Raw genomic sequence first — 21,573 nt, forward strand, 5'->3', positions numbered from 1 at the left:
GTCTCTCTCGTGCAGCCGGGATTCCAACTGGATGGGAAATCACTTTGGACCTAGTTCGCCGAGTCGCCGTCGCAAACAGGCCGCCCATCTCGTTTCCGTTGCTGCCACGCGCGTGGCAAGGGCGCCTCCAAAACCGTCGCCTAACTCGATTTATCGCCGGCCTCATTCGTCTGCGGACCGCGGAGCAGGCCGCACGATCAGAAGCCGACATCACCGGTCCCTTTCAGCTTCAGCATGGCGCGCGCCTCGTCCGGCGTTGCCAGCTCCAATCCGAGTCCTGCGAGGATCGAGCGGGCTAGTCTCACCTGCTCCGCGCTGGAGCTGGCGAGCTTCCCGGGGCCTGCCCAAAGGCTGTCCTCGAGGCCCACACGGATGTTGCCGCCCATCGCGGCCGCCATGGCGCCTACGCGCATCTGCGCCGCGCCAGCGCCGAGCACCGACCAAACATAGTCGTCACCGAACAGCCGCTCGGCAGTGCGGCGCATCGTGGCGACGTCCTCGTAATGCGCGCCGATCCCGCCGAGCAGGCCGAAGACGGATTGGATGAAGAATGGCGGCCGGACCAGACTGCGGTCAACAAAGTGCTTGAGATTGTAGAGATGGCCAACATCGTAGCACTCGAATTCAAATCGCGTGCCGCCGGGCGCACACAGCGAGAGGACCTCCTCGATCTCGGCGAAGGTGTTGCGGAAAACGAGGTTGCGTGAAGACTCCAGGTGCCGGCGCTCCCATTGATGGGTGAAATCGCGATAGCGCTCGAGCATCGGGAACAGGCCGAAGTTGAAGGAGCCCATGTTGAGCGAGGCGAGTTCGGGCCGAAAACGACGGGCAGGCTCCACGCGTTCGGCAACCGTCATGAATGGGCTGCCGCCGGTGGTGATGTTGATCACGGCTCGGGAACGGCGGCTCAGCTCCGGCAAAATCCTCTGAAATCCTTCGACCGATTGGTCCGGCTGACCCGTCTTAGGGTTACGCGCGTGCACATGCAGGATCGCAGCACCAGCTTCCGCGGCACGTACCCCCTCTTCGATAATCTGGTCCGGCGTCACGGGAAGATGCGCTGACATTGAGGGCGTGTGAATCGCGCCAGTCAGCGCGCAGGTGAGAATGACCTTGCCGGTCTTGGTCATCGAAAATCTCCAGAGTGAATCGGTGATAGTAAGGGGCGGCCTAGGTGTTCCGGCTTTGCAAGCCTCTCGCCCGGAACTGGCAGGAAGCCGGCGGGAATAGGAGTGCCACCCCCGGTGGCGGGGACAGCATGGAGCTCCCTTGCCTGCTGCTTGATGAAGCTGTCTTGGCCGGCTCAGCTCCCGAAGCGCGGCTCCGGGATGCCCTTGATGCCGAGCCCCGTGATTGCAAATAGCGCGCCGCGCTGCTGTCCGTCATCGGGAAAGCGCGGCAAGGGCGGCTTCGCCATGGACGTCACGTACAGAATGTCCAGATTTGGACCACCGAACATCACGCTCGTGACCTTGCGCACCGGCATCTCGATAATGCGGTCAAGGCTGCCGTCCGGCGCGTAGCGCACGAGCTTTCCATCGTAGACCAGCGCCTGCCATAGAAAGCCTTCTGCATCGACGGTGGCGCCGTCCGCCGCACCGCCATTCGAACGATCCACTGGCGCGAAACGTCGCCGCTTCGTCGCAGCACCGGTCTCGATGTCATAGTCGTAGGCCCAGATCTCTCCCGTCCAGGTGTCGGCGAAATAGAAGGTCCGGTCGTCCGGGCTCCAGCACGGGCCATTGGAGACGATGATCTTCTCGTCCAAGACGTGCAGCGAGAGATCGGGATCGAGCCTATAGAGACGGCCGGAGGCCTCGTCCTCCAGCGTATCCATGGAGCCAAACAGGAAACGTCCTCGGCGATCGACTTTACCGTCATTCAACCGATTGCGCGGCAAATGTGTCTCGGGTGTTGCGATCAGCGTCAGCGCGCCGCTCTCCAGATCGAGATCATGCACCCCCGTTTGGAGCGCAACGAGCGCATGCGTACCGTCGCGCCGCAGCGCCATCGAGCCGATCTTCGCCCCGACGTCCCAGGCGCGAAGCTCGCGTCCATCTGCGGTCGCGCGAAAAACGCGACCATCAATGCTGTCTATCCAGTACAGACGTTGCTGCTCGACGTCCCAAAGCGGGCCTTCGCCAAGCGTCGTCTTCAGATCCGCCACGATCTCGATCTGCAATTCATCCCCTCCCCGTTCTTACGGTTCATAGATATTCCACGTTCCCATCGATGCTGATCGCCTGGCCGGTCACGTTGCGTCCACCTGGCGAGCAGAGGAATAGGGCCATCGCCGCTACGTCCTCGGCCGTCACCATGCGACGCAGTGAGATCTTCTTGAGGTATTCCTGGCGCATCGTGTCGTAGCTGGTATGGAGCTGCTCGGCGCGCGCGCGGATCACGCCTTCCATTCGCGGACCCTCGACGATGCCGGGCAAGAGCGCGTTGACGCGGATGTCCTCGGGACCGAGTTCAGCGGCAAGCGATTTGACGAGCCCGACAATGGCCCATTTCGTTGCGGCGTACGGGGTACGCCATGCATAGCCGAGCCGGCCGGCAACGGAGGCCATGCAGATGATCTGCCCATAGCGCGACTGGCGAAGCATCGGCACCGCGGGACAGGCGAAGCGGTACTGCGCGTTGAGGTTGATGTCGATTGTTTGCTGCCAGTCGAACTCTGCAATAGCGTCGATTCCGCCGGTCGGTCCGGCAATGCCCGCATTGTTGATGAGTACGTCGAGACCGCTCCAACGCGCAGCTTGCGCGCGAAAGACGGTGGCTACCGCCTCGCGGTCCGACACGTCGGCCATTGTGGCAAGCACCTTTGGATGCCGATCGCGGAAGGCTGCAAGCGCATCCTTGTTGATGTCGCAGATATGCACATGCGCACCTGCCTCAACGAAGGCTCCGGCAAGTGCGGCGCCAATACCGGACGCGCCTGCCGAGATCAGGACACGCAGCTCCGGGTAAGGCACAAGACGCTGCAACACACTCATGCCGGTATATCTCCCCGCCCGCGTCTTGGAGCAGCAACGGAGCGCTGCTTGGCCGCTTTGTCGAGAACGCGACACAGGCAATTGGCCGCCTGCATGATGTCGTCTGTCACGGCCGCGCGGGCGGCGGGGGCGTCGCGATCCAGCAGCGCATCGAGGATCTGGCGGTGCGCCTCCATGGAGCGCTGCAGGTGGGCAGCGTCGGGCGCAACGAGCACGAAACAGGGACCAATGAGCAGCCAGAAATTCTCGACGGCGCCGAGAATCATCGGCGCCTGCGCGATCTGGTAGATCCGCCGGTGAAAGGCAAAATTCGTCCAGAGATAAGCGGTCACATCGACTGCGTCAGCGGCTGCCTGAAGCCGACCGTAGAGCTGCCTGACCTCGGCATCATCGACGCACGTCATGCGCGCGGCTGCGCGCTCCGCCAGCAGCCCCTCGAGCGCCACGCGCGCATCGCGCAGATCCCGCAGCTGCCCCTCCGACAGCTGACCAACGCTCAGCCGCGCCGTACCGCTGAATTCGAAGGCACCTTCGGCTTGCAGGCGGCGGAGCGCCTCGCGCACCGGCATTGGGCTCGAGCCCAGCGCCTCGGCAAGATAGCGGATTGTCAGCCTCTGGCCCGGCGCAAAGCGGCCGGCCATCAGGCCATCTCTCAGATGCCGGTACACCTGATCCGTCATTGAGCCCCGGGCAACGGATGGCAATGGCGGCAAGGCAATGATGTTGCTCTTTTGCAAAGTCCTCTCCTTATATGAGATATGTGATCACATTATGCAGATCCCGTCAACAGTGCCTCGATGGGCGCTCTATGTGGCCTATTCCGAACTGCGCGTGGGCGAAGCGTTGTCGATCGCCTCGGCTTGAACGGGGCCCATCCAGACCGCAGAGGGCCTGCGGCAGCAAACAGCCGCGGACCGGAGGCAAGGAGGTTGGACTTTTCACGCACCGAGCAGTTCGTTCGATGACAGCTGAAGGATTCCGACCGCGTGCAGGCCCTCCACGAAGGCCCGGTACTGCGGTCGCCCCGCGACCGTGGTGGCAACGAGTTTCTTTCCCGAGCAAATCTCGCCGGCGCGGATCAGCAGCACACCCTTCCAGAAAGTTGGCTCGAGGTCAGCGCCGATCAGTGCCTGAGCGTCCGTGAGCGTACGCAGTGCTTCCGCAAGCTGCGGACCTGTCGCTGCCGCTTCGCGCGAGAGCAGCCCAGGTGTGAAGACAGAGGCACCGAAGATCGTGTGTGCCTGACACAGTTTGGCGAGCCTGCGCAATTCGACGAGCGGGGCCGGATGCTCGTCAACTCGTACATCGATGATCCGGTTGCTCCAAGGCGCTGGACCGGTATCGGCAGAAACCACAAGGAGCGCGGCCGACATTCGGCCACGGGCGTCACCTCCGGCGGCCTCACCTGCATCCATGGCCGCGAGCATACGCTCGACGAGTGAGCCGGCAGTGTTCTCGTATGCTGTCAGCATGGCAGGAACGACGTCGTCGCTGGCGAGCATGTTGCCCAGCACCACAACGTTATTGGCCTCTAGCTGAGCCCGGTACGGAACGCAGCGATCGCCAGTGAACATGGCTGCCCCGCCGGCGGCATCGAGGAACGCGACCTGGCGAAGTTCTCGCTCGGCGTCCTTTGCGAGCAGTGACGTGAGCGCCGGCTCCGCCGACGCGCCTGAGGCCATAAGATCTAGCCCATTCGGCCCGTAAGCTGGATCGACGAAAGACTGGGTCGCAACTGCACCAACGCCAGCTCGCGCAAACGTCACAACGCGCCCAAGAGCAAAATAATGCGACTGGCTGGCCACACCCAACTCGCCGGTGATTGCGTCTCTGGCGACAATCGAATACGTCATCTTCAGGACTCCACACGTTTGAGATGCGCCTTGATCGCGGCGATCAAAGCCGGCGGATCTTCCAGCATCGGCAAATGACCGATGCCCGGCAGGAGAACGTGTGGAGCACGCAGCATGGCTGCCATTTCCGCGCCGGCCGCGGGAGGGCAGGTAAGGTCGAACTCGCCTGTCACAACCGTCACAGGACAGCTGACACTAGCCACCAGGGCCCGAATATCGGCCGCGCAGGCGGCCCGCCACACGCGACGGATGTCATCCTTGCCGTTGGGATTGCGCAATGCCATGGCCTTGGCCACCACCTCGGCGGATGCGTTCGGAGCGAGGGCGTATTTCGGCAGGACTAATTCAAACATCTCGGTGACGGTGTGATGTTCGAGGGTGGATAGCACCGCCGCATTGTCGGGATCTCGCGAGTAGAGCTGGCTGCCCACCGCAACAACCGAGATGACCCGTTTGGGCTCGGCGGCTGCGAGATAGACTGAGATTGCTCCACCAAGCGAGCCGCCGATGGCGTGAAAGCGATCGACGCCCGCCCGGTCGACGGCGTCGATGCAGTCTTTCGCCCACCTCGCAATGTCGTATTGCTCGGCCGGCGGCGAGTCACCGAATCCACGCATGTCAGGGACGATCGCGAACCGGTCGGCGAACGCCGGTACGATCTCCGCCCACGCCGAGCCCCTCAGATTGATCGGATGCACGAACAAGATTGGCAGCCTACTCGTATCCATCCCATCATAGTAAGAGACGGCAATCGTACCGACTGGTCGCTTGATAGTGAGCCGTCTCATGAATGCTCCACGGGCACGACGTCCTGAACGGCGGAAAGGACACTCAAGTGCGGGGCGCTCTCCGATTCCAACGAATGCTCGGCCATCGCAGTCCATCCGCTTTTCTGGGGTAGATGGGACAAGAACTTCCGCTGCAAAATCTGTTCTGAATTTCCTTGCAGCACCGGCGGGACCAGCCCGTCCTGCCGGAGTGTGATGTCCTGCGGTCCCGACAGGCTGGTCGCTTGGGTTATGGCTTTTGGTCGTCCGTGACCGAGAAGCTCTTGCCAAAACTCGGCGGTAGATAGCCCACACCGCGGGTGGCATAGCTATCGCCGAACGGCTGCCGGATCTTATCTTTTGGCGCCATCTCCGAGCAGTGGAAGTGCCAGATCTTCCACTCCGGCTTTCCCTCTCCGTCGTTACGCACGTAGATTTCGGTGCTGCGCAGGTACTGTTCCGGCTTCTCGAGCGTCTCGAAGTTGCCTTCGCAAAGCAGGTAAGCCATGTCGCCGCGGACATCCAGACGCCAGATGTGCATGACCGCAGGCTTCGAGCGCGGCGTGTCCTTGAACCACTCCCAGAAGGCGGTAAGTTCTTCGCGACCGAAGTACGGATCGCCGCTCAGGTTGAAATTCAAGAATGCGGCGCCACTCGGGAAGCAGGTTCGCATCAAGGGGATGTCCCACTTGTAATTGGCGGCCCACCAATCGCGGTGTACCTTCAAAATGGCTGCTCGGTCCTCATCTACAGTCGGCATGGATGCTCCTGGGTGGTGTGATCGTGAAATGGGCCGCCGAGGATCCCCCTCAGATTGGCGACCTGATCGGCCTCTGGTTCAAGGACCAGGGCAGATTCTCGTACTTGCTTGGATGGGCTTGCGAAGCCTTGGCGGTCTTCAGACTTTCTGGGCAGCAGTTCTAAGCGGACCAGCTGAGCGCGCGCGCCGCAAAACGCGAAATGGCGAGACCTTAAGCGAGACGATGATGCTGTTCCCGGTGATCGCAGGACGTCGATCAGGCCAACGATGCACCGGGACAGCTCGCGAGGCACCGCCACCAACTCAACGACGATGGATTCGTTGATCCTATGGCCGTTGCGACAGAGCGCATCGAGCGCCCGCATCAAACTTGAACTGCGTGCTACGGCGAACATCCGCGCAAATGGGTGGCCGATCGAAACGTGGGCGACCAATAGCCAGCCGAAAGCGTGCGCTGGCGCGATAATGCGGCTCACTCCGGGCCCTCCAAATCTTAGATATGTGATCACAAATCAAAATATGCGTCAAGGGCTGGGAAGAGGCATTCCGGCGTTGCCCAAAGGGCGCGCGAAGCCCCCGCTCCGCTAGGTCATTTCAAAATCAGTGGCACGGGACTCTGGCACGTCTCCCCTATCGAGGCGGTCTTCTAGTCCAGTAACAATCGGCTTTAGCGCTGGCGGGTTCAGCGACGCGAGATAGCGATCATGCGCAACATCGCCATAGACCGTCGTACGTTGGCGCGGCAGGCGTGCTATTTCGCGGATAAGAGCTTCCATTTGCTTCGGAGCCATCTCGTGGCCGTGCTGGGCACCGGCTGAGCGCGAGATCGTTTCATCCATCAGCGTGCCGCCGAGATCGTTCACGCCAGCTTCAAGGCAAGCACGAATGCCTTTTTGCCCGAGCTTCACCCACGACGTCTGAATGTTGGAGATCCTCGAGTGGAATGCGAGCCTTCCGATCGCATGCATCAGAACGACCTCGCGAAACGTCGGCCCCTTGCGCGAGCGCCCCTTCAAATAGATCGGGGCTTCCATGTGGACGAACGGCAATGGGACGAATTCGGTGAAGCCGCCGGTCTCGGCCTGAAGATCCCGGATGCGCAAGAGATGCTTTGCCCAATGCTCGTAACGATCAACATGCCCGAACATGATGGTTGCGGTGCTGCGCAATCCCGCTCTATGGGCCGCTCCCATGATCCGCAGCCACTGCGCCGTGTTGATCTTGTCGGGACACAGAATGGCGCGGACTTCGTCGTCGAGGATTTCCGCGGCAGTCCCGGGCAATGTGCCAAGCCCGGCTTTCTTCAACTCCCGCAGAAACTCATCAACTGAAATCCCGAGCGTCCTGGCGCCCTGGAACACCTCGAGCGGGGAGAAAGCATGTATATGCATCTCAGGCGTGAACTGCTTTACGGTCCGGCAGATCTCAAGATACTTCGCGCCGGTGTAGGAGGGATGGATGCCGCCCTGCATGCAAACCTCGGTCGCGCCGCGCTCCCAGGCTTCGCGGGCGCGCCGTCCGATCTCATCCATCGCGATATCGTAAGGCCGCCCGCGCAAATTCTCGGCGAGCTTTCCTTTCGAGAATGCGCAGAACTGGCACCTGAAGTAACAGATGTTGGTGTAGTTGATGTTCCGGTTGACGACATAGCTGACGGTGTCGCCATTGACGGAGCGGCGCAACTCATCTGCGGCGCGGCAGACGGCTGTGAAATCGCCCTCCTCGGCCTCGAACAGGGAAACTATCTCGGCTTCGTCAAGTCGCGTCCCCGATTGAGCCCTCGCGACAATTCTCCCGACACGGCCGCTCATGATCGCGGGCATCTTGATTTCTTCATGCAGGCTCGCAAGGTCGCTGGCAGGCGGATCGCCCCTCGTTCCAGGGCACCATTCGTCCGACCGCGGCCACCCTCTTCCGTCGATAAGCCCCAGCAAGCTTTGCTGCAGCGATGTGTCGGTCCAGCGTGCATACTGACGCGCATAGGCCGGATAAACCGCGAGACGTTCGACGAGCTTCTTGCCGCATTCGGCGGTGGCCTCGGCAAGACGCGCGAGATGCGGCCAAGGCGCCTCGGGATTGACATGGTCCGGCGTGACCGGGGACACGCCGCCCCAGTCATTGATGCCAGCGGCCAAGATCATGTCCAGTACGCCAGGGCTGAGATTGGGCGGCGCCTGGATGTTCATATCGGGTCGGAACAGCAAGCGCGCCAATGCAATGGTCCACAGATGCTCTTCCAGTGTCGGCGCCGACGCATGTCTCATCCGCGTATTCGGCTTCGGCTTGAAGTTCTGGATAATGATTTCCTGAATGTGTCCGTAGCGTTCGTCCAGACTGCGCAATGCTAGCAGCGACGAGATGCGCTCAAGCGGCGTCTCGCCGATACCGACCAGCAGTCCGGTCGTGAAGGGGACAGAGAGCTGGCCGGCGAGGTCAATCGTCTGCAGCCGCCTTGTTGGATCCTTGTCAGGTGAACCATAATGCGGTCCCCCGGGCTCGCATAGCCGCGCGGAGGCGCTCTCGAGCATAATCCCTTGCGAGACGGAGACTTTGCGCAAATTTGCGATATCATCGGCCTCCATCAAGCCTGGATTGAGGTGCGGCAATAGGCCTGTCTCGCAGAAAACCGCGCGCGCGGCTTCTTGGAGGTAAGCGAGGGTCGATGCAAACCCCATTTCGTGCAGCTCACGCTCGGCTCGGCCGTAGCGCAGCTCAGGCTTATCACCCAGCGTAAATAGCGCCTCTTTGCATCCGGCCTCACGACCGGCACGCGCGATCGCTAGCACCTCACCGATAGTGAGGTAGGCGCGCTGCCCTCTTTTGGGGGCATGGGCAAATGTGCAGTAGTGGCAGACATCCCGGCATAGCTGCGTAAGCGGAATGAAGACCTTTCGCGAGTAGGAGATCTTTCTGCCGTGGGCCTCATCCCGCCTCGATGCCGCCATCGCCATGAGATCGGAAAGAGACACGTCGCTGACCAGAGATCGGACCTCGGAAGCGGAAATTTCGCTTCGCCTTAGCCTGTCCAGAAGCATCCGATCCACCATTTTCAGAACTCCTCACGCTCCGCGAATTACAACGGAGCTTTTCCTCATTTTGCGCAACCAACGTCGAACTCATTTCCGGCACCCACATCAACGATCGGGCGGCTGTATCCAGCAAATCCGCAACGTCGCCGTTCCCCCAGATTAATGGAACGCAAATAGCGATCGGTCGCGGTAGACGTGCTCAGGTCAAGAAAATCAAAGAGATCGGCGGGACTGTCGAGATCAAGTCCAATTCTTGCATTGCGGCACACGATGGGCGCGATGCCGAGGCGATCGGCTGCGGCGATGTGGCGGGCAAAGCTGTCGGGGCCGAAACACGGCTGCAATGGCCGCGCCAAGGTGAACGCAACGGCGTTCGTGCCGCCATCGCGTGGCGCCGGCACGATCACTACGCGGTTGCGCTCTGCGGCCTGAAGAAGCGTTGAAACATCTTCGCCCAAGATCGCGGGCACATCGCTCGGCAGAGCGACGACAAGCCGGCCTCCCCTCTTTTCGACCTTTGCGAGTCCTGCCGCTATTGCCTCGTTCGTTCCGTTCGCGCCGCCGTCATCAATGACAACAGCGCCTAAGCGAGCTGCTTCTCGCGCAACATCGTCTGCACTGGTGACAACAGCGACTTTCTTCGACGTCGGCGCACTGCATGCTGCCTCAAGAACATCGGTCAGCATCGTACGCGCCAATGTGGCGCGCTCGGATGCGGTCAAAATTGATGAGAGCCGCTGTTTTGCGCGCAAGAACATCTTGGCCGGGACAATTACCCATGCATCAGGGCTGGTCACGAAACACCTCCGCTCAAGGGTCCTTTTTCCCGTTCCTTGTGCTTTGTTCGAAGGCTATCGCCGAACATAAGGGCGTGCTCCGCGAGGGCGATTTTTGATTGCAATCCAGTCATCAATGTTGGTGCCAGATGCACGTCGATGCCCAGGTCGGCAGCCCCCTCGGCATCCGTCGTGTCTATGATCAAGCCATCGATCAGCCCGGCGTAATGTCTGGCAATCTCTCGGTTTGTGGCCTCAAGGCCGAGCTCGTCCATGATCTTTCGTGTCGGCCCCTTGATGGCTTGGCCCCCTATGATCGGGGAAATGGCGATGACAGGAACACGGGCCGCTCGCAATTTTTCCGTCATTCCTGGAACAGCCAGGATCGGATCGATGCTCAGATAAGGGTTGGACGGACATAGGACGATGAGGCGGAGATCATCAGCGTCAAGAGCCTGAAGCACCTCCTGTGTGAGGCGGGCACTTTCCGCCCCTCTGAATCGGATCTGCTTGACCGCCGGCTCGCAGCGCCGCCCAACAAAGTAGCGTTGGAATTCGAGTTCGCCTTCCGTACTTACAACGATGGTGGAAAGCTTGTCGTTGGTAATGGGCAGCACGTTTGAACGGATACCGAAGCGACCTGCAATATCGATCGCAATGGCTGTGAGACTTTCACCGCTTAGCCGCCGGCGGGTTCGCTCCACATGCATCGCCATGTCGCGATCGCCAAGGGAGAACCAGGTCTGCCCGCCGATTTCCTTCAAAGCCTCCATGAAGTTCCAGGTCTCATCGGATCGACCCCAGCCACGTTGCTGGTCGCTCAAACCACCGAGCGTATAAAGCACTGTATCCAGGTCCGGGGAGATATGTAGCCCGAGATGCTCGAAATCGTCCGCGACATTTACGATAACGGTCAGACGTTCTCCGAGGAGGTGCTGCAAGCCGAGAGCAAGCTTTGCTCCTCCGACTCCCCCGCAGAGGGCCACCACACCGCCCTCATCAGATAGATGACAAGGTCCCTTCATCTAAAAAGATCCTGCTCTTTCGGACGGACAAGAACCGAGGCAGGTTTTGTCGGCGCCTGACATGACAGTCCGCGGACGTGGACGATCGGTTGTCCCTCGGCTGCCTGTCCCATCACCAACGACGCGGCCGCTGCCAGTTCATCAGCCACGGCGATCTCCGTTACCTGCATGGGCCGTCCGAACAAATCGGGCTCCCCAATCATACTCTGAAGTGCAGGCAGCCCTGCACATCCGATTGCCACCCCAACAACACCGTTGCGCCAAGGGCGACCGAAGCTGTCGTTCATGACCACTGCGACATTCACGCCGAAACGTTGATCGAGCCCGGCCTTCAAGCGCTCGCAGCTGTTATCCGGATCTTTTGGCAGCAGCAGCACGCGATGACTATGACCTTGATCGATATTGGATTGATCGATCCCGGCATTCGCCATCACGAACCCAAGGCGGTGAGCAACGATGATCACGTTCTGCCTGGAGCGGATGACCTCGCTTGACTCCGAGAGCACCACCTCGATGTGCCGCGGGTCCTTTCCAACCGTTTTTGCGAGTTCCAATGCCCGTGCGGAAGGGCTCACGTCATCGAGATCAACGTACCTACTTTCCGCCTTCGAGACGATTTTTTGTGCAACTACGAAAATGTCACCCGAGGCGACCTCGATGCCAGCGCTACTAACGCCATCCGCAATGATAGACACCAGATCGTCGTCCGGCCTCACCATAGGGATCCCACGAAGGGCGGTATAAGTGACGCTCCTAGTCATCGCGAGGCCTTTCTGCCTTCGCGGCTGCCCACTTCCCGATTATTAATTCTCGCACATGTGCATCTCGCCTTTAAAATGGTGTCCGCCGACGTGCCCCCAGTCACTGCGAATCCGCTATATTCCATCTTCCTCTCCGTGGGCAGCTTGTAAGTGCTCAACTGTCAGATACGCTCTCTCGATTCGATCGTCCTGCAGGAGTGCCTATGAACCTCTTCGCGCTTGCATCATACGGCCGCTAACCCCAGTTGGTCACTTGCCTCTACGCTGCGTCCCAGCCGGTCTAATCATTATGAGAGCAGCAGGAGAGATGGATCGCTTCACTACGGTACGCATTGCAAAGCTGGATTGCAGTCTCGCAACGCCTGGCAACCGCGATAGGTGCTGCTTATGGATACGTTCGTAGTCTTCCATGCCACATGCCAGCACTTGAACCTGATAGTCGTCCGCACCGGACATAAGGTGGCACGAGATTACGTCGGGGCACTTGTGGATTTCAGTCTCAAAGCGTGCGAGTGCATCCTCGCTTTGGCGATCAAGTGTGATGTGAACGATCACTGTCAGCGGGAAGCCAAGCGCATTCACATCGATGTTTGCCGCGTAACCCTTGATGATGCCGGCTTTCTCCATTTGCAGTACGCGCCTCGCACAGGCGGTCGCTGACAGTCCGACCCGTTCGGAGAGAGCCAAGTGGCTTATTCGGGCATCTTGAATGAGTTCGCGCAGAATTTTACGGTCGAGAGAATCGAGGGCTGAGAGCATAGCGTCGAGAGCCCCTGTCGTTGTTCCATTCACGTCAAGCCGGAGATCGAGATGCCGGCGCCTTTCACTTTGTATTTGCGGTTGATCGCGATCAGGACAGAGGTTAGAGCCTCGGCCGCGGTCGAATTCGCGAGGACACCGCCATCGACGCCACGATTACTCACAGCGTCCGCGAGCGTTATCACTTGGTTGCGGGCATCGGCGTCATCGCTGAACACCAGGACATCGCAGTCTGCCTTGCCGCCAGCATGAAGCTTCTGCGAGCCGACATTGTGGAAGGCGCCGACCACGCGCGAGCTTGGATCAAGCAGCGACTGCGCTATCAGGGCTGCTGAACCAGCACTCGGGAGCTGAACGACGGATACCTTTGGCGGCACGAGGGGCACTACCGCGGTGACGACAATCTTGCCCTTGGCAGGATCTTTGATCTCGGCCAGGCTTGCTTCATAGTTGGAGAAAGGAACCGCAACGACGACGATGTCGCTCTTCGCAGCTGCGGCAGCGTTGGTGTCGCCGCTGACATTGGCGAACCCTTCCGACTTCAGGAGCGAGACTGCGTCCTGAGCGCGCTCAATTGAGCGGGATCCGAGAATGACGGAGTATCCGGCGCTACTCCAGCTGCGGGCAAGGCCAGACCCGAGATCGCCGGTGCCGCCGACGATTGACAAAATAGGAAGGTTAGCGTTCGACATGTGGATTGCACCTTCTTTGCTTGCGGCATGACGTCTTCCGCGAAACTCTGCTTTGCTTGAGTGTGCCGGACGGTATTCATACCAGACCGAACACTCAACAGGTGAGTGGCTGCCGCATCAACACGTGCACAGGCTCTTCAAATCCAGCTCGCCGGCAGGTCAACATTTTTGAGCCCTCCCGGACGATAAGGATTTCATGCTAGCCACCCTCAAGATAGGGAAAGAAATTGAGTTCAGCACCGTCTTCGACTTCGGCGGACAACGGCACCACCACGTCACCAATCGACGCCAGCCAGACCTCATGCTCGGCGCTCAAGGAGTCGATCGGGTTGAGAACCGTCGTTCCGTCAGGCAGGTCAAGCTGAATGGATCCAATTCCGTCGGGCAAGAACCGACGGAGGTTTCCATGCATATTAATCTCCACCCGGATCATGAGTGTTGCTTCTGCATTGCAGCGACAATCTTTTCAGCTGTCATAGGCAGCGAGTTCGGCCAACAGCCGGTCGCCGCTGCGATCGCATTTCCGATGGCAGCCGGCGGCTCGATACAGGGTGGCTCGCCGACACCCTTGGCCCCGTAAGGACCGGCAGCGGAGCGGCATTCTACGATGATGCTCTCGATCTCCGGGACATCCATCGCTGTCGGCATCTTGTAATCGGTCAGGTTCGCATTCATGACGCGACCGTCCTGATAAACGATCTCTTCCGACAGCGCCTGGCCGATACCTTGCGCCACGCCGCCCTCGATCTGGCCCTCGATATAGGTCGGATTGATCGCATATCCGACGTCCTGGGCCACGACATAGCGATTGATGGTCACTTTGCCGGTTGCTTGATCGACCGACAGGTCGACGGCATGGGCATGGTAACTCGGTGTATTCCATACCGGTAGCGGATGGTTCTGAACACGCGTTGGATCATAAGCGGGCGCGGGCGAAATGGCCGTGCCATGCGCGATGAGCCCGCCGCCGGCAAGACGCGAGATGCGCGCCAATTCCGCAATCGAAATCGACTTGTTGCCGGCCACCACATGTTTGTCCTGCAGCTTCATGTCCTCAATCGGCGCTTCCAGCTGCTTGGCTGCGAGCTCGAACATCTGGCGCCGCAGCTCGCTAGCTGCCGCAAGACACGCATTGCCGACCGAGAACGTCGTGCGGCTTCCTTGAGCGCCGAAGTCAAATGGAGCGGCCTGAGTGTCGACCCCGGTTACGTTGATGTCCGTCAGATCGAGGGACAGCTCCTCGGCCAGCACCTGAGCAGCGCCCGTGATGGCGCCGGTGCCAATTTCGACGGCGCCGCTGACAAGTGTCGCGCTTCCATCTGGATTGATTTTGACATAGACACCGGACGAGCCGCCAGTCGTCATCCACCAGCTGCAGGCAATGCCTTTGCCACGTCCCGGCTCGGGATTGCGGTCGTGCCAGCCGATCGCATCGGCTGCCTTGCGCAGACATTCCTCGATGCTCACGGACGTGTGCGTCTCGCCCGAAGGACCTGGGTCTCCCTCCTTAACGACGTTGCGCAGGCGCATTTCGAGAGGATCCAATCCGAGGTCCTTCGCGATCATGTCGATCTGGCATTCCATCGCGAAATTCGCCATCGGCCCCGCAGGAGCACGGAACGAGCCCGAATGGACCTTGTTGGTGTAGACAGCCATGCTTTCGAACGCGAGCGCTCCGGTCTTGTAAGGGCCTGCCATGACCTGCAGCGCGATTGCAGCCGTTCCCGGACCTGAGCCTGCATAAGCGCCACAATCCACGATGATCCTGCCGCTTCGAGCGAGAAGATGTCCTTCTTTGTCGACAGCAGTCTTGAGCAGAACGATGGACGCCTGGCGGGGAAGCGCGGCTGTGAGCTCTTCTTCGCTCGTCGACATCACCTTGACCGGGCGCGCGGTCTTGCGCGCCAGGAGAGCTGCGAAGTGCTCAACGCCGATCCTTAGCTTCCCGCCGAAGCCGCCCCCAATGCCTGGCACGGTCACCCGCACACGCGCGGCCGGCAGATCAAGGATCTCGGCCAAGGTCGTTTGCGTATCAAAAGGCAATTGCGTATTACACCAGACGGTCACGATTCCATTCGCATCCCAGTCGGCGGTCGCAACCCGTGGCTCTGTGTATCCGGGATGCTGCAACGCGGTTGAGAAACGATGGTCGTAGACCTTATGGGCTTTTGCGAATGCCGCTTCGGCATCGCCGACGCGAATGCGCGCTTGACCTGCGATGTTGCCGTTTCTCGAAATGATCGGGAGCGCCTTGTAAGTTTCCCAATCCGGGTGGATCCGGATATCGCTCTTGAGCGCCTCCTCCGGATCAAACAGCGGTGGCAAATCCTCGTATTCGACCTCAATGGCTGCAACCGCGCGCTCGGCGATCTCGAGAGAGGTGGCGGCAACGGCGGCTATTGCGTGTCCCATGAACAGCGCGCGATCAGTTGCGAACACAGTTGTATCGCGCACTGCCGTTCCGTAACGGATCTGTGGAATGTCAGCCGAGGTGATGATTCCCCGTACGCCCGCCATTGCAGCCGCTCGCGAGGTATCGATCTTTTTGATCAGCGCGTGCGCTCGCGTACTGCGCAGAACTCTGCCGTAGAGCATGCCGGAAAGCTTGAAATCTGCGGCATAGACGTGTTTTCCGGTAACCTTGCCGACGCCATCCCGTCGGGGTAGGCGGTGACCGGCAACGCGACGGTTATGTGCGCTCATTGCTTGGCTCCCGAGAGTGCGATGCGGTCTGCCGCGGTTGCCACGGCATCAATGATCTTGCGATAGCCGGTACAGCGGCACAGGGTCCCTGCGATCGCTTCCCTGATTTCGTCGCGCGAGGGCCGGCAGCCCGGATTTTCATCAAGGAATGACTTTGCCGTCAGGATCATTCCCGGGATGCAGTAGCCGCACTGAACAGCACCGCACTCGATGAATGCTTCCTGCAGGGGATGCAGATGCTCGGGATCGCCAATCCCCTCGATCGTTGTGATAGAGCATCCCTCGACCTGGCCTGCGAGCAGGATGCATGAATTAATGGCCTTTCCATCGAGCAGCACCGTACAGACGCCGCACTCTGCTTCCAGGCAGTTCTCTTTCGTGCCCATCATGCCGATCTCGTTGCGCAGGACCTGCAGCAGCGTCCAATGGGGCTCGATGAGCACTTGATGGCTCTCGCCATTGACAACGATATTGAGAATTTTCCGGTTCATTGATTTTGTTCCCGAATTCGTTGCAAACACGTCGTCAGCGCGCGCTCTACCATGACGGCGACAAGACCGCGGCGATAACCGGCCGACGCGCGGACATCAGAGATCGGACTGGAAGCCTCTGCCGCGAGCCTGCCCGCCTCCGCAAAGCTTTCCTTCCCGGCAGGTTTGCCGATGAGGTAGCCTTCTGCCTGTTCGGGCCGGAACGCCTTGGGGCTTGCGGCGCCGATGGCCAGGCGCACGGAAGCGCAACGCGAGGTCGAAGCCTCTAGCGTCAAGCAAGCAGCAACACAAACGACCGAAATCTCCATCGCACGCCGACGCCCTTCCTTCAGGAAAGCGGTTGCTGATCTGGCTGGAAGCTTGGCAAATCGGATGCTGGTCACGATCTCTACCGGTGAGAGATGGGTTCGTCCCGGGCCAATGATGAAGTCGCGCAAGGCAACAGAGCGCCGTCCCGTCGGGCCGGTAATGTCGAGACTCGCATCGAGCGCGAGCAGCGGCGGCACAAAATCAGCGGCTGGCGAAGCATTGACGATATTGCCGCCGATCGTGGCGATGTTTCGGACCTGATGACCACCAACCACACTGGCAGCTTCCAGCAGCATCCGCAAATCACCCTGAAACGCAGGATGGGTTTCCACGCTGCGATACTTGGTCAGCGCGCCAAGGGTGAATGCGTCAGCGGTCTCAGTGATTTCGCTCAGGCCGGGCAGGCAGGCGACATCGATCAGATGCGCGGGATCAATCTTCTTCCGATTGATCTGGATGACCGTATCGGTCCCGCCGGCGACATAGCGCGCGGTCGGCGCGAAACGTTGAGCGAGGTCAATGGCCTCCGTGACTGTCGCCGGCCGATGAAGATCAAAGCTCATGGCTTTACCCCTTCGTTCGCCTGTACAGCAGGCCAGACCTCAGAGCCCATCTTAGCGATCGTGTCCTCGATTGTACCTCCTTCGGCGGCGAAGGGCATGGTGATGATGCCATCGACCCCGGCATGGCGCAGTTCGATCACACGCGCGGTCACTTCCTCGACATTGCCGGCCAGAGTGAAGGCGTTGATGTGGCGGTCGGTCACGTATGGCAGCAGAGGAAGATAGGGCGTCACGCCGGCGGCGTAGTGGGCCCCCTGAACGGTGGCGAGTATATCCTCCGGCAATGTGAGCCCCTGCTCTTCAGCTGTTTCAAACTTAAGACGTCCTGCACCGAGCAAGCGCGCAACCGTCGGCCGCAGAGCGTCGCGGGCGGCCTGACCATCTGACGCAATACAGGCATTGAGGCGAACGATCAGTTTGACGGATTTTGGATCGCGGCCGGCCTTCCTGGCCCCCTCATCCAGTCTCGCACGGAACGCCTTGACTTCCGCCGCGTTGCCGCCTGCCTCCATGAACGCGGCATCGGCGCAAGCGCCCGCGGTCCGTTGGCCGAGCGGCCCGTTACTGGCCACATAGATTGGGATATCGGCGCGTATCGGGGTGAAGTTCAGCTTGCCCTCCCTGAACCGAATGACCTCACCCTCATAGGCGACAGTCTCGCCTCGCAGAAGCATGCGAATGACCTCGATCGCTTCGCTTATCGCGCGCGCAGGCTTCTTCCGATCGATGCCAAGCTCAGCAAAGCCCGAAATCCCGGCGCCGATACCCAGAATTGCGCGCTTGTTGGAAATCTCGTCAAGCGTCGCAATCGCCATAGCCGTCAACGCGGGGTGCCTTGCATAGGGGTCCGTTACACAAGGTCCGAGCCTGACCCGCGACGTGTTTTGAGCAAAATAGCTCAGGCAGGAATAGACCTCCCGATAAAATCGTTCATCGGCAAGCCAGACCGTATCGTAGCCACTCGCTTCGGCGAGCTTGACGCGATCAAGCATCTTGATCATGGGCGCGTTGCCGAGAATTAGCAGATCGAGGGTCATCTTGGTGTCCTGTTTTGCGGCTTCCGTCTTGGGTCAGGCAGAGCTCAATGCGACGAAGATATCATTCTATCTCATCGCTGACGAAATAGATGTTCTTCGAGCGATCGAGAAACTTGCCATAAAGCTCCTCTCGCAGAGCAACGCCGGCCGGCGAGGCCAGATCCTTATCATGTTGCTCGAGGCTCTTGACTTCGATCCGCTCGATGTACTGCCACGTTGAATTTTCGGCACCCTGGATGGGGCGACGAATGCGGTGCACCTTGTAGCTCACATAATTGTCGAGGCTGCGTACAAGAGCGTAGTCGCGCTCGCGCACCCATGCCTCGTATTCGGCTGGATCGACCCCAGGCTTTAGCGTGCTGATCAGGAAACGGACTGGCATGCGACTTTCTCCTTGGCTGCTTTCTCAATACGGGTTGAACGAATATCTCCGACGACTTTGACGCGGACGCGCATCGCATTTCCTGGCAGATAGGCGATCGGGGTGTCCTCTGCCTCGACCAGAGCGAGCGAGGCCGACTCCGCACCGGCCTCCACCGCTCGGGTATCGGCAAGCTTGCGCGCTGAAGCGACGGCCTCATCTCGCGTCAGACCCTGGAAGACCTGGTCGACTTCACCACTGACCTGGGCGATGGCCGCGCCAACTGCATTTGCGCAACCTCCGTGCTGAACCCGGACAACACGCCCGACGCCCTGCAATTCTTCAGGAACAAGAAACGCGCCGCCACCGACCGCGATGAGGGTGACGTCTTCGGCGCTTGTCTTCATCCGATCAACGTTCTCTTCCAGCATCTCCTTGCAGCGGCGCAAAATGCCGCTCACCTCATCGGCAGTTATGTGCGCCACACGCTTGCGATCGCCGAGGTCGATCAATCCGGCGGCGACGCCAATGTCAGTTGCCGTCACGCTGTTCCCTCCAAAGACAAGCGCCTCCTTGGACAGGCGATACCCAACACTAAGTGGGCCGATCGTGCCTCCATCAAGATCGACATGGCTGCCGCCCCCAAGTCCGATGGACACGAGGTCCGGCATACGGAACAGCGTCCTGACACCGCCAATATGCACGACCGCGTTGGCCTCACGCGGAAAACCGTTCCGCAGATGGCCGAAATCAGCCGTCGTGCCGCCGACGTCGACCACCACTGCTTCTTTAAGGCCAGAGAGATAGGCCGCGCCGCGCATAGAATTGGTCGCGCCGGAAGCGAAGCTGAACACCGGGTATGCGGCGGCACGAGAGGCTTCTGCGACGGTGCCATCGTTCTGCGTGACAAAAAGGGGAGCGTTAAGCCCGACCCTTGACTTGGCGTGCTCGAAGGCCGTGATGGTCTCCTCGGCAAGCGCAATGAGAGAGGCGTTAAGAATTGCCGCATTCTCGCGTTCGAGCAAGCCGATCCCGCCGAGCAGATGTGCGCAGGTCACCGACACATCCGGGATTTCCTCGCGCAGGATCGCGGCAACCGCTTTTTCGTCAGAAGGGTCGAGTGGAGAGAATAGTGCGTTGACGACGACGTATTTGAGACCGCGATTGCTGATCTCGCGCGCAGTTTGTCTGGCTGCAGCGATATCGAGAGTAGCGAACCTGCGCCCATCGTAATCGTGACCACCTTCGATTTGCCAGACGCCGCCATTGGCAAGCTCAGCGAGGCCAGCCGGCCAATCTGTGAAGGGCGGCAAGGAGCTGGTGGCTGGGAGCGCGATGCGGATCACCGCAACTTTCGTGAGATGGCGACGCTGAACGACCGCATTGATGAAGTGGGTCGTACCGATCATCAGAGCGTCAATACCGGCCGTGAGGTTGGCACTCAGATCGAGCGCCTCGATGGCCGCAGCCACGCCGCTGGTGACGTCGGCCGTGGTGGCGACCTTCACGCCTTGGACGACCTTTCCGTCGTCGATCAGCACGGCATCCGTGTTGGTGCCACCTACGTCAATACCAATGCGTCTCATGAGCAAAATACCGACTTGAAATCGATGTCATAGCCGAAGGCACGGGGGCCGACATGGTCGAGCCCGCGCGGCGAAAGGAAAACCGGAGCAGCCGGAAGCGCGATCACCGTTGTCCGCTGCCCGTAGCGAATGGTTTCTGTTCCGATTGCTTCGCCAGATTCACTGTCGAGAACGCAAATGAGGTCGGGCGTCGACACGACCGCCTGTCCATCACGCCACACGACGATCCACTCGTTCTGGAAATCGATGCGAATTTGGCTACCGTGGTTCCCGCCAAGCCCCTCGATGACGGTGCGGCCGCGCAAGAAGCCCTCCGTTGTCCGCCGCTCCACCTCAACGACTTTGCCGGAGAACAGGAGCTTGCCGGATTCTGCTTTCAGAATGGCCGCAATCGGATCGGCATGCTGCCGGTTGGCTTCAACGACAGCCCTTCCGAGATTGATAGCCTTGGATGTGGTGCGCGGGATTGCCCATTTCTTCACTTCCGCACCAGTTCGCGGTGCCTTGCAAGTCGCAACAATGGATCCGAACTCTGTGCAAAGCTTGCGACTCACACGTTCCATCCATTTCCAGGAAGGGGTCTTGCCAACGATGGCCTCATTGCCACGCGGGTCGATCGAGGTCAGCGGATAAGGCGCGAGATTGCCAACCGCAAAGCTCGTCATCTGCGCTTCAGGGTAGGCGCGGCCCATCGCATCGGCATCGACAACCGGAATCTTGAGATGGACAGCAGCAAGCAAAGACTGCATGCCGTTACCTCCACCGATCTCGACCGGCATCACCGCCCTGAACTTGCGGCCAAGATGCTCTTCCATGGCCGAGACCGCGCGAGCGATCAGCCTGCTGTCGACCAGCCGCTCCTGGAAAACGAGCGGAGCGCCCATAACCGAGACGACCGCAACCGCATCGTCATCATGCAACTCGTCGGGGTCGATGAGATTGATGCGAACGCCGTCATTGTAGAAGCGCCGCAAGTTCAGCAGCGCGTGATACGGACTTCCGCCGCCACCCGTTCCGAGAATCCAGGCGCCGACCGAGAGCGCCTCGATATCCTCTGGACTCAATTGCCTCATCTATTGCCTCCGAGCCGCACCACTTGCAGCGA

22 protein-coding genes and 1 pseudogene are annotated in these 21,573 nt (G+C 60.2%); all 23 read right to left on the reverse strand.

Annotation, left to right across the window (positions count from 1 at the left end):
• Nucleotides 1-197: 197 nt before the first annotated feature.
• On the reverse strand, nucleotides 198-1,130 hold the full coding sequence (gene kce / locus LMTR13_RS24595) for a 3,5-dioxohexanoate:acetyl-CoA acetone transferase (protein ID WP_065730060.1): 933 nt from the start codon (nucleotides 1,128-1,130) through the stop codon (nucleotides 198-200).
• A 173-nt stretch (nucleotides 1,131-1,303) separates the two neighbouring features.
• Nucleotides 1,304-2,182 carry an SMP-30/gluconolactonase/LRE family protein gene (locus LMTR13_RS24600; RefSeq protein WP_065730061.1) on the reverse strand — a complete coding sequence of 293 codons (879 nt, stop codon included), beginning with the start codon at nucleotides 2,180-2,182 and terminating at the stop codon, nucleotides 1,304-1,306.
• A 25-nt stretch (nucleotides 2,183-2,207) separates the two neighbouring features.
• Nucleotides 2,208-2,996, reverse strand: coding sequence for an SDR family oxidoreductase (locus LMTR13_RS24605; protein ID WP_065730062.1), 789 nt, complete (start codon nucleotides 2,994-2,996; stop codon nucleotides 2,208-2,210).
• Nucleotides 2,993-3,733, reverse strand: a complete 741-nt coding sequence (locus LMTR13_RS24610) for a GntR family transcriptional regulator (RefSeq protein WP_197520898.1) — start codon at nucleotides 3,731-3,733, stop codon at nucleotides 2,993-2,995. Before LMTR13_RS24610 ends, LMTR13_RS24605 begins: the two co-directional genes overlap by 4 nt.
• A 201-nt stretch (nucleotides 3,734-3,934) precedes the next feature.
• Nucleotides 3,935-4,849, reverse strand: a complete 915-nt coding sequence (locus LMTR13_RS24615; protein ID WP_065730064.1) for a DUF1028 domain-containing protein — start codon at nucleotides 4,847-4,849, stop codon at nucleotides 3,935-3,937.
• 2 nt (nucleotides 4,850-4,851) lie between these two features.
• Nucleotides 4,852-5,547, reverse strand: coding sequence for an alpha/beta fold hydrolase (locus LMTR13_RS41855; RefSeq protein ID WP_236843493.1), 696 nt, complete (start codon nucleotides 5,545-5,547; stop codon nucleotides 4,852-4,854).
• 319 nt (nucleotides 5,548-5,866) lie between these two features.
• Nucleotides 5,867-6,376 (reverse strand): YybH family protein, encoded by a 510-nt coding sequence (locus tag LMTR13_RS24625; RefSeq protein ID WP_065730066.1) that lies wholly within the window; start codon nucleotides 6,374-6,376, stop codon nucleotides 5,867-5,869.
• A complete protein-coding gene (locus LMTR13_RS41065; RefSeq protein ID WP_156795758.1) occupies nucleotides 6,364-6,852 on the reverse strand; it encodes a hypothetical protein in 489 nt (162 codons plus the stop codon). The genes LMTR13_RS24625 and LMTR13_RS41065 overlap by 13 nt, the downstream gene beginning before the upstream one ends.
• A gap of 108 nt (nucleotides 6,853-6,960) precedes the next feature.
• Nucleotides 6,961-9,423, reverse strand: coding sequence for a 5-amino-6-(D-ribitylamino)uracil--L-tyrosine 4-hydroxyphenyl transferase CofH (gene cofH, locus LMTR13_RS24630; protein WP_083219183.1), 2,463 nt, complete (start codon nucleotides 9,421-9,423; stop codon nucleotides 6,961-6,963).
• Nucleotides 9,424-9,467: 44 nt separating this feature from the next.
• Nucleotides 9,468-10,202, reverse strand: coding sequence for a 2-phospho-L-lactate guanylyltransferase (gene cofC, locus LMTR13_RS24635; protein ID WP_156795759.1), 735 nt, complete (start codon nucleotides 10,200-10,202; stop codon nucleotides 9,468-9,470).
• A complete protein-coding gene (gene cofD, locus LMTR13_RS24640; RefSeq protein ID WP_065730068.1) occupies nucleotides 10,199-11,206 on the reverse strand; it encodes a 2-phospho-L-lactate transferase in 1,008 nt (335 codons plus the stop codon). Before cofD ends, cofC begins: the two co-directional genes overlap by 4 nt.
• A complete protein-coding gene (gene cofE, locus LMTR13_RS24645; protein WP_065730069.1) occupies nucleotides 11,203-11,967 on the reverse strand; it encodes a coenzyme F420-0:L-glutamate ligase in 765 nt (254 codons plus the stop codon). Before cofE ends, cofD begins: the two co-directional genes overlap by 4 nt.
• Nucleotides 11,968-12,216: 249 nt before the next feature.
• Nucleotides 12,217-12,594: an Lrp/AsnC family transcriptional regulator gene (locus LMTR13_RS24650; RefSeq protein ID WP_335622100.1), complete on the reverse strand. Its 378-nt coding sequence runs from the start codon at nucleotides 12,592-12,594 to the stop codon at nucleotides 12,217-12,219.
• 36 nt (nucleotides 12,595-12,630) lie between these two features.
• Nucleotides 12,631-12,726 (reverse strand): annotated as a pseudogene (locus LMTR13_RS43385) (AsnC family transcriptional regulator); the annotation flags it as partial.
• A 29-nt stretch (nucleotides 12,727-12,755) separates the two neighbouring features.
• Nucleotides 12,756-13,418 carry an NADPH-dependent F420 reductase gene (npdG, locus tag LMTR13_RS24655; RefSeq protein WP_065730071.1) on the reverse strand — a complete coding sequence of 221 codons (663 nt, stop codon included), beginning with the start codon at nucleotides 13,416-13,418 and terminating at the stop codon, nucleotides 12,756-12,758.
• 199 nt (nucleotides 13,419-13,617) lie between these two features.
• Nucleotides 13,618-13,851 (reverse strand): MoaD/ThiS family protein, encoded by a 234-nt coding sequence (locus LMTR13_RS24660; protein WP_065730072.1) that lies wholly within the window; start codon nucleotides 13,849-13,851, stop codon nucleotides 13,618-13,620.
• The gene (locus LMTR13_RS24665) at nucleotides 13,848-16,121 is read right to left on the reverse strand and encodes a xanthine dehydrogenase family protein molybdopterin-binding subunit (protein ID WP_065730073.1); all 2,274 of its coding nucleotides are present in this window, start codon (nucleotides 16,119-16,121) and stop codon (nucleotides 13,848-13,850) included. Before LMTR13_RS24665 ends, LMTR13_RS24660 begins: the two co-directional genes overlap by 4 nt.
• Nucleotides 16,118-16,612 carry a (2Fe-2S)-binding protein gene (locus tag LMTR13_RS24670; protein ID WP_057846011.1) on the reverse strand — a complete coding sequence of 165 codons (495 nt, stop codon included), beginning with the start codon at nucleotides 16,610-16,612 and terminating at the stop codon, nucleotides 16,118-16,120. Before LMTR13_RS24670 ends, LMTR13_RS24665 begins: the two co-directional genes overlap by 4 nt.
• Nucleotides 16,609-17,484: an FAD binding domain-containing protein gene (locus LMTR13_RS24675; protein WP_065730074.1), complete on the reverse strand. Its 876-nt coding sequence runs from the start codon at nucleotides 17,482-17,484 to the stop codon at nucleotides 16,609-16,611. Before LMTR13_RS24675 ends, LMTR13_RS24670 begins: the two co-directional genes overlap by 4 nt.
• Complete coding sequence (locus LMTR13_RS24680; RefSeq protein ID WP_065730075.1) at nucleotides 17,481-18,521, reverse strand: LLM class flavin-dependent oxidoreductase; 1,041 nt, start codon at nucleotides 18,519-18,521, stop codon at nucleotides 17,481-17,483. The genes LMTR13_RS24675 and LMTR13_RS24680 overlap by 4 nt, the downstream gene beginning before the upstream one ends.
• A 61-nt stretch (nucleotides 18,522-18,582) precedes the next feature.
• The gene (locus LMTR13_RS24685) at nucleotides 18,583-18,903 is read right to left on the reverse strand and encodes a hypothetical protein (RefSeq protein WP_057846008.1); all 321 of its coding nucleotides are present in this window, start codon (nucleotides 18,901-18,903) and stop codon (nucleotides 18,583-18,585) included.
• Nucleotides 18,885-20,468, reverse strand: a complete 1,584-nt coding sequence (locus LMTR13_RS24690) for a hydantoinase/oxoprolinase N-terminal domain-containing protein (protein ID WP_065730076.1) — start codon at nucleotides 20,466-20,468, stop codon at nucleotides 18,885-18,887. The genes LMTR13_RS24685 and LMTR13_RS24690 overlap by 19 nt, the downstream gene beginning before the upstream one ends.
• Nucleotides 20,465-21,541: a DUF917 domain-containing protein gene (locus LMTR13_RS24695; RefSeq protein ID WP_065730077.1), complete on the reverse strand. Its 1,077-nt coding sequence runs from the start codon at nucleotides 21,539-21,541 to the stop codon at nucleotides 20,465-20,467. The genes LMTR13_RS24690 and LMTR13_RS24695 overlap by 4 nt, the downstream gene beginning before the upstream one ends.
• Between the last annotated feature and the right edge of the window lie 32 nt (nucleotides 21,542-21,573).

Source organism: Bradyrhizobium icense (assembly GCF_001693385.1).
GTDB classification, from domain to species: domain Bacteria; phylum Pseudomonadota; class Alphaproteobacteria; order Rhizobiales; family Xanthobacteraceae; genus Bradyrhizobium; species Bradyrhizobium icense.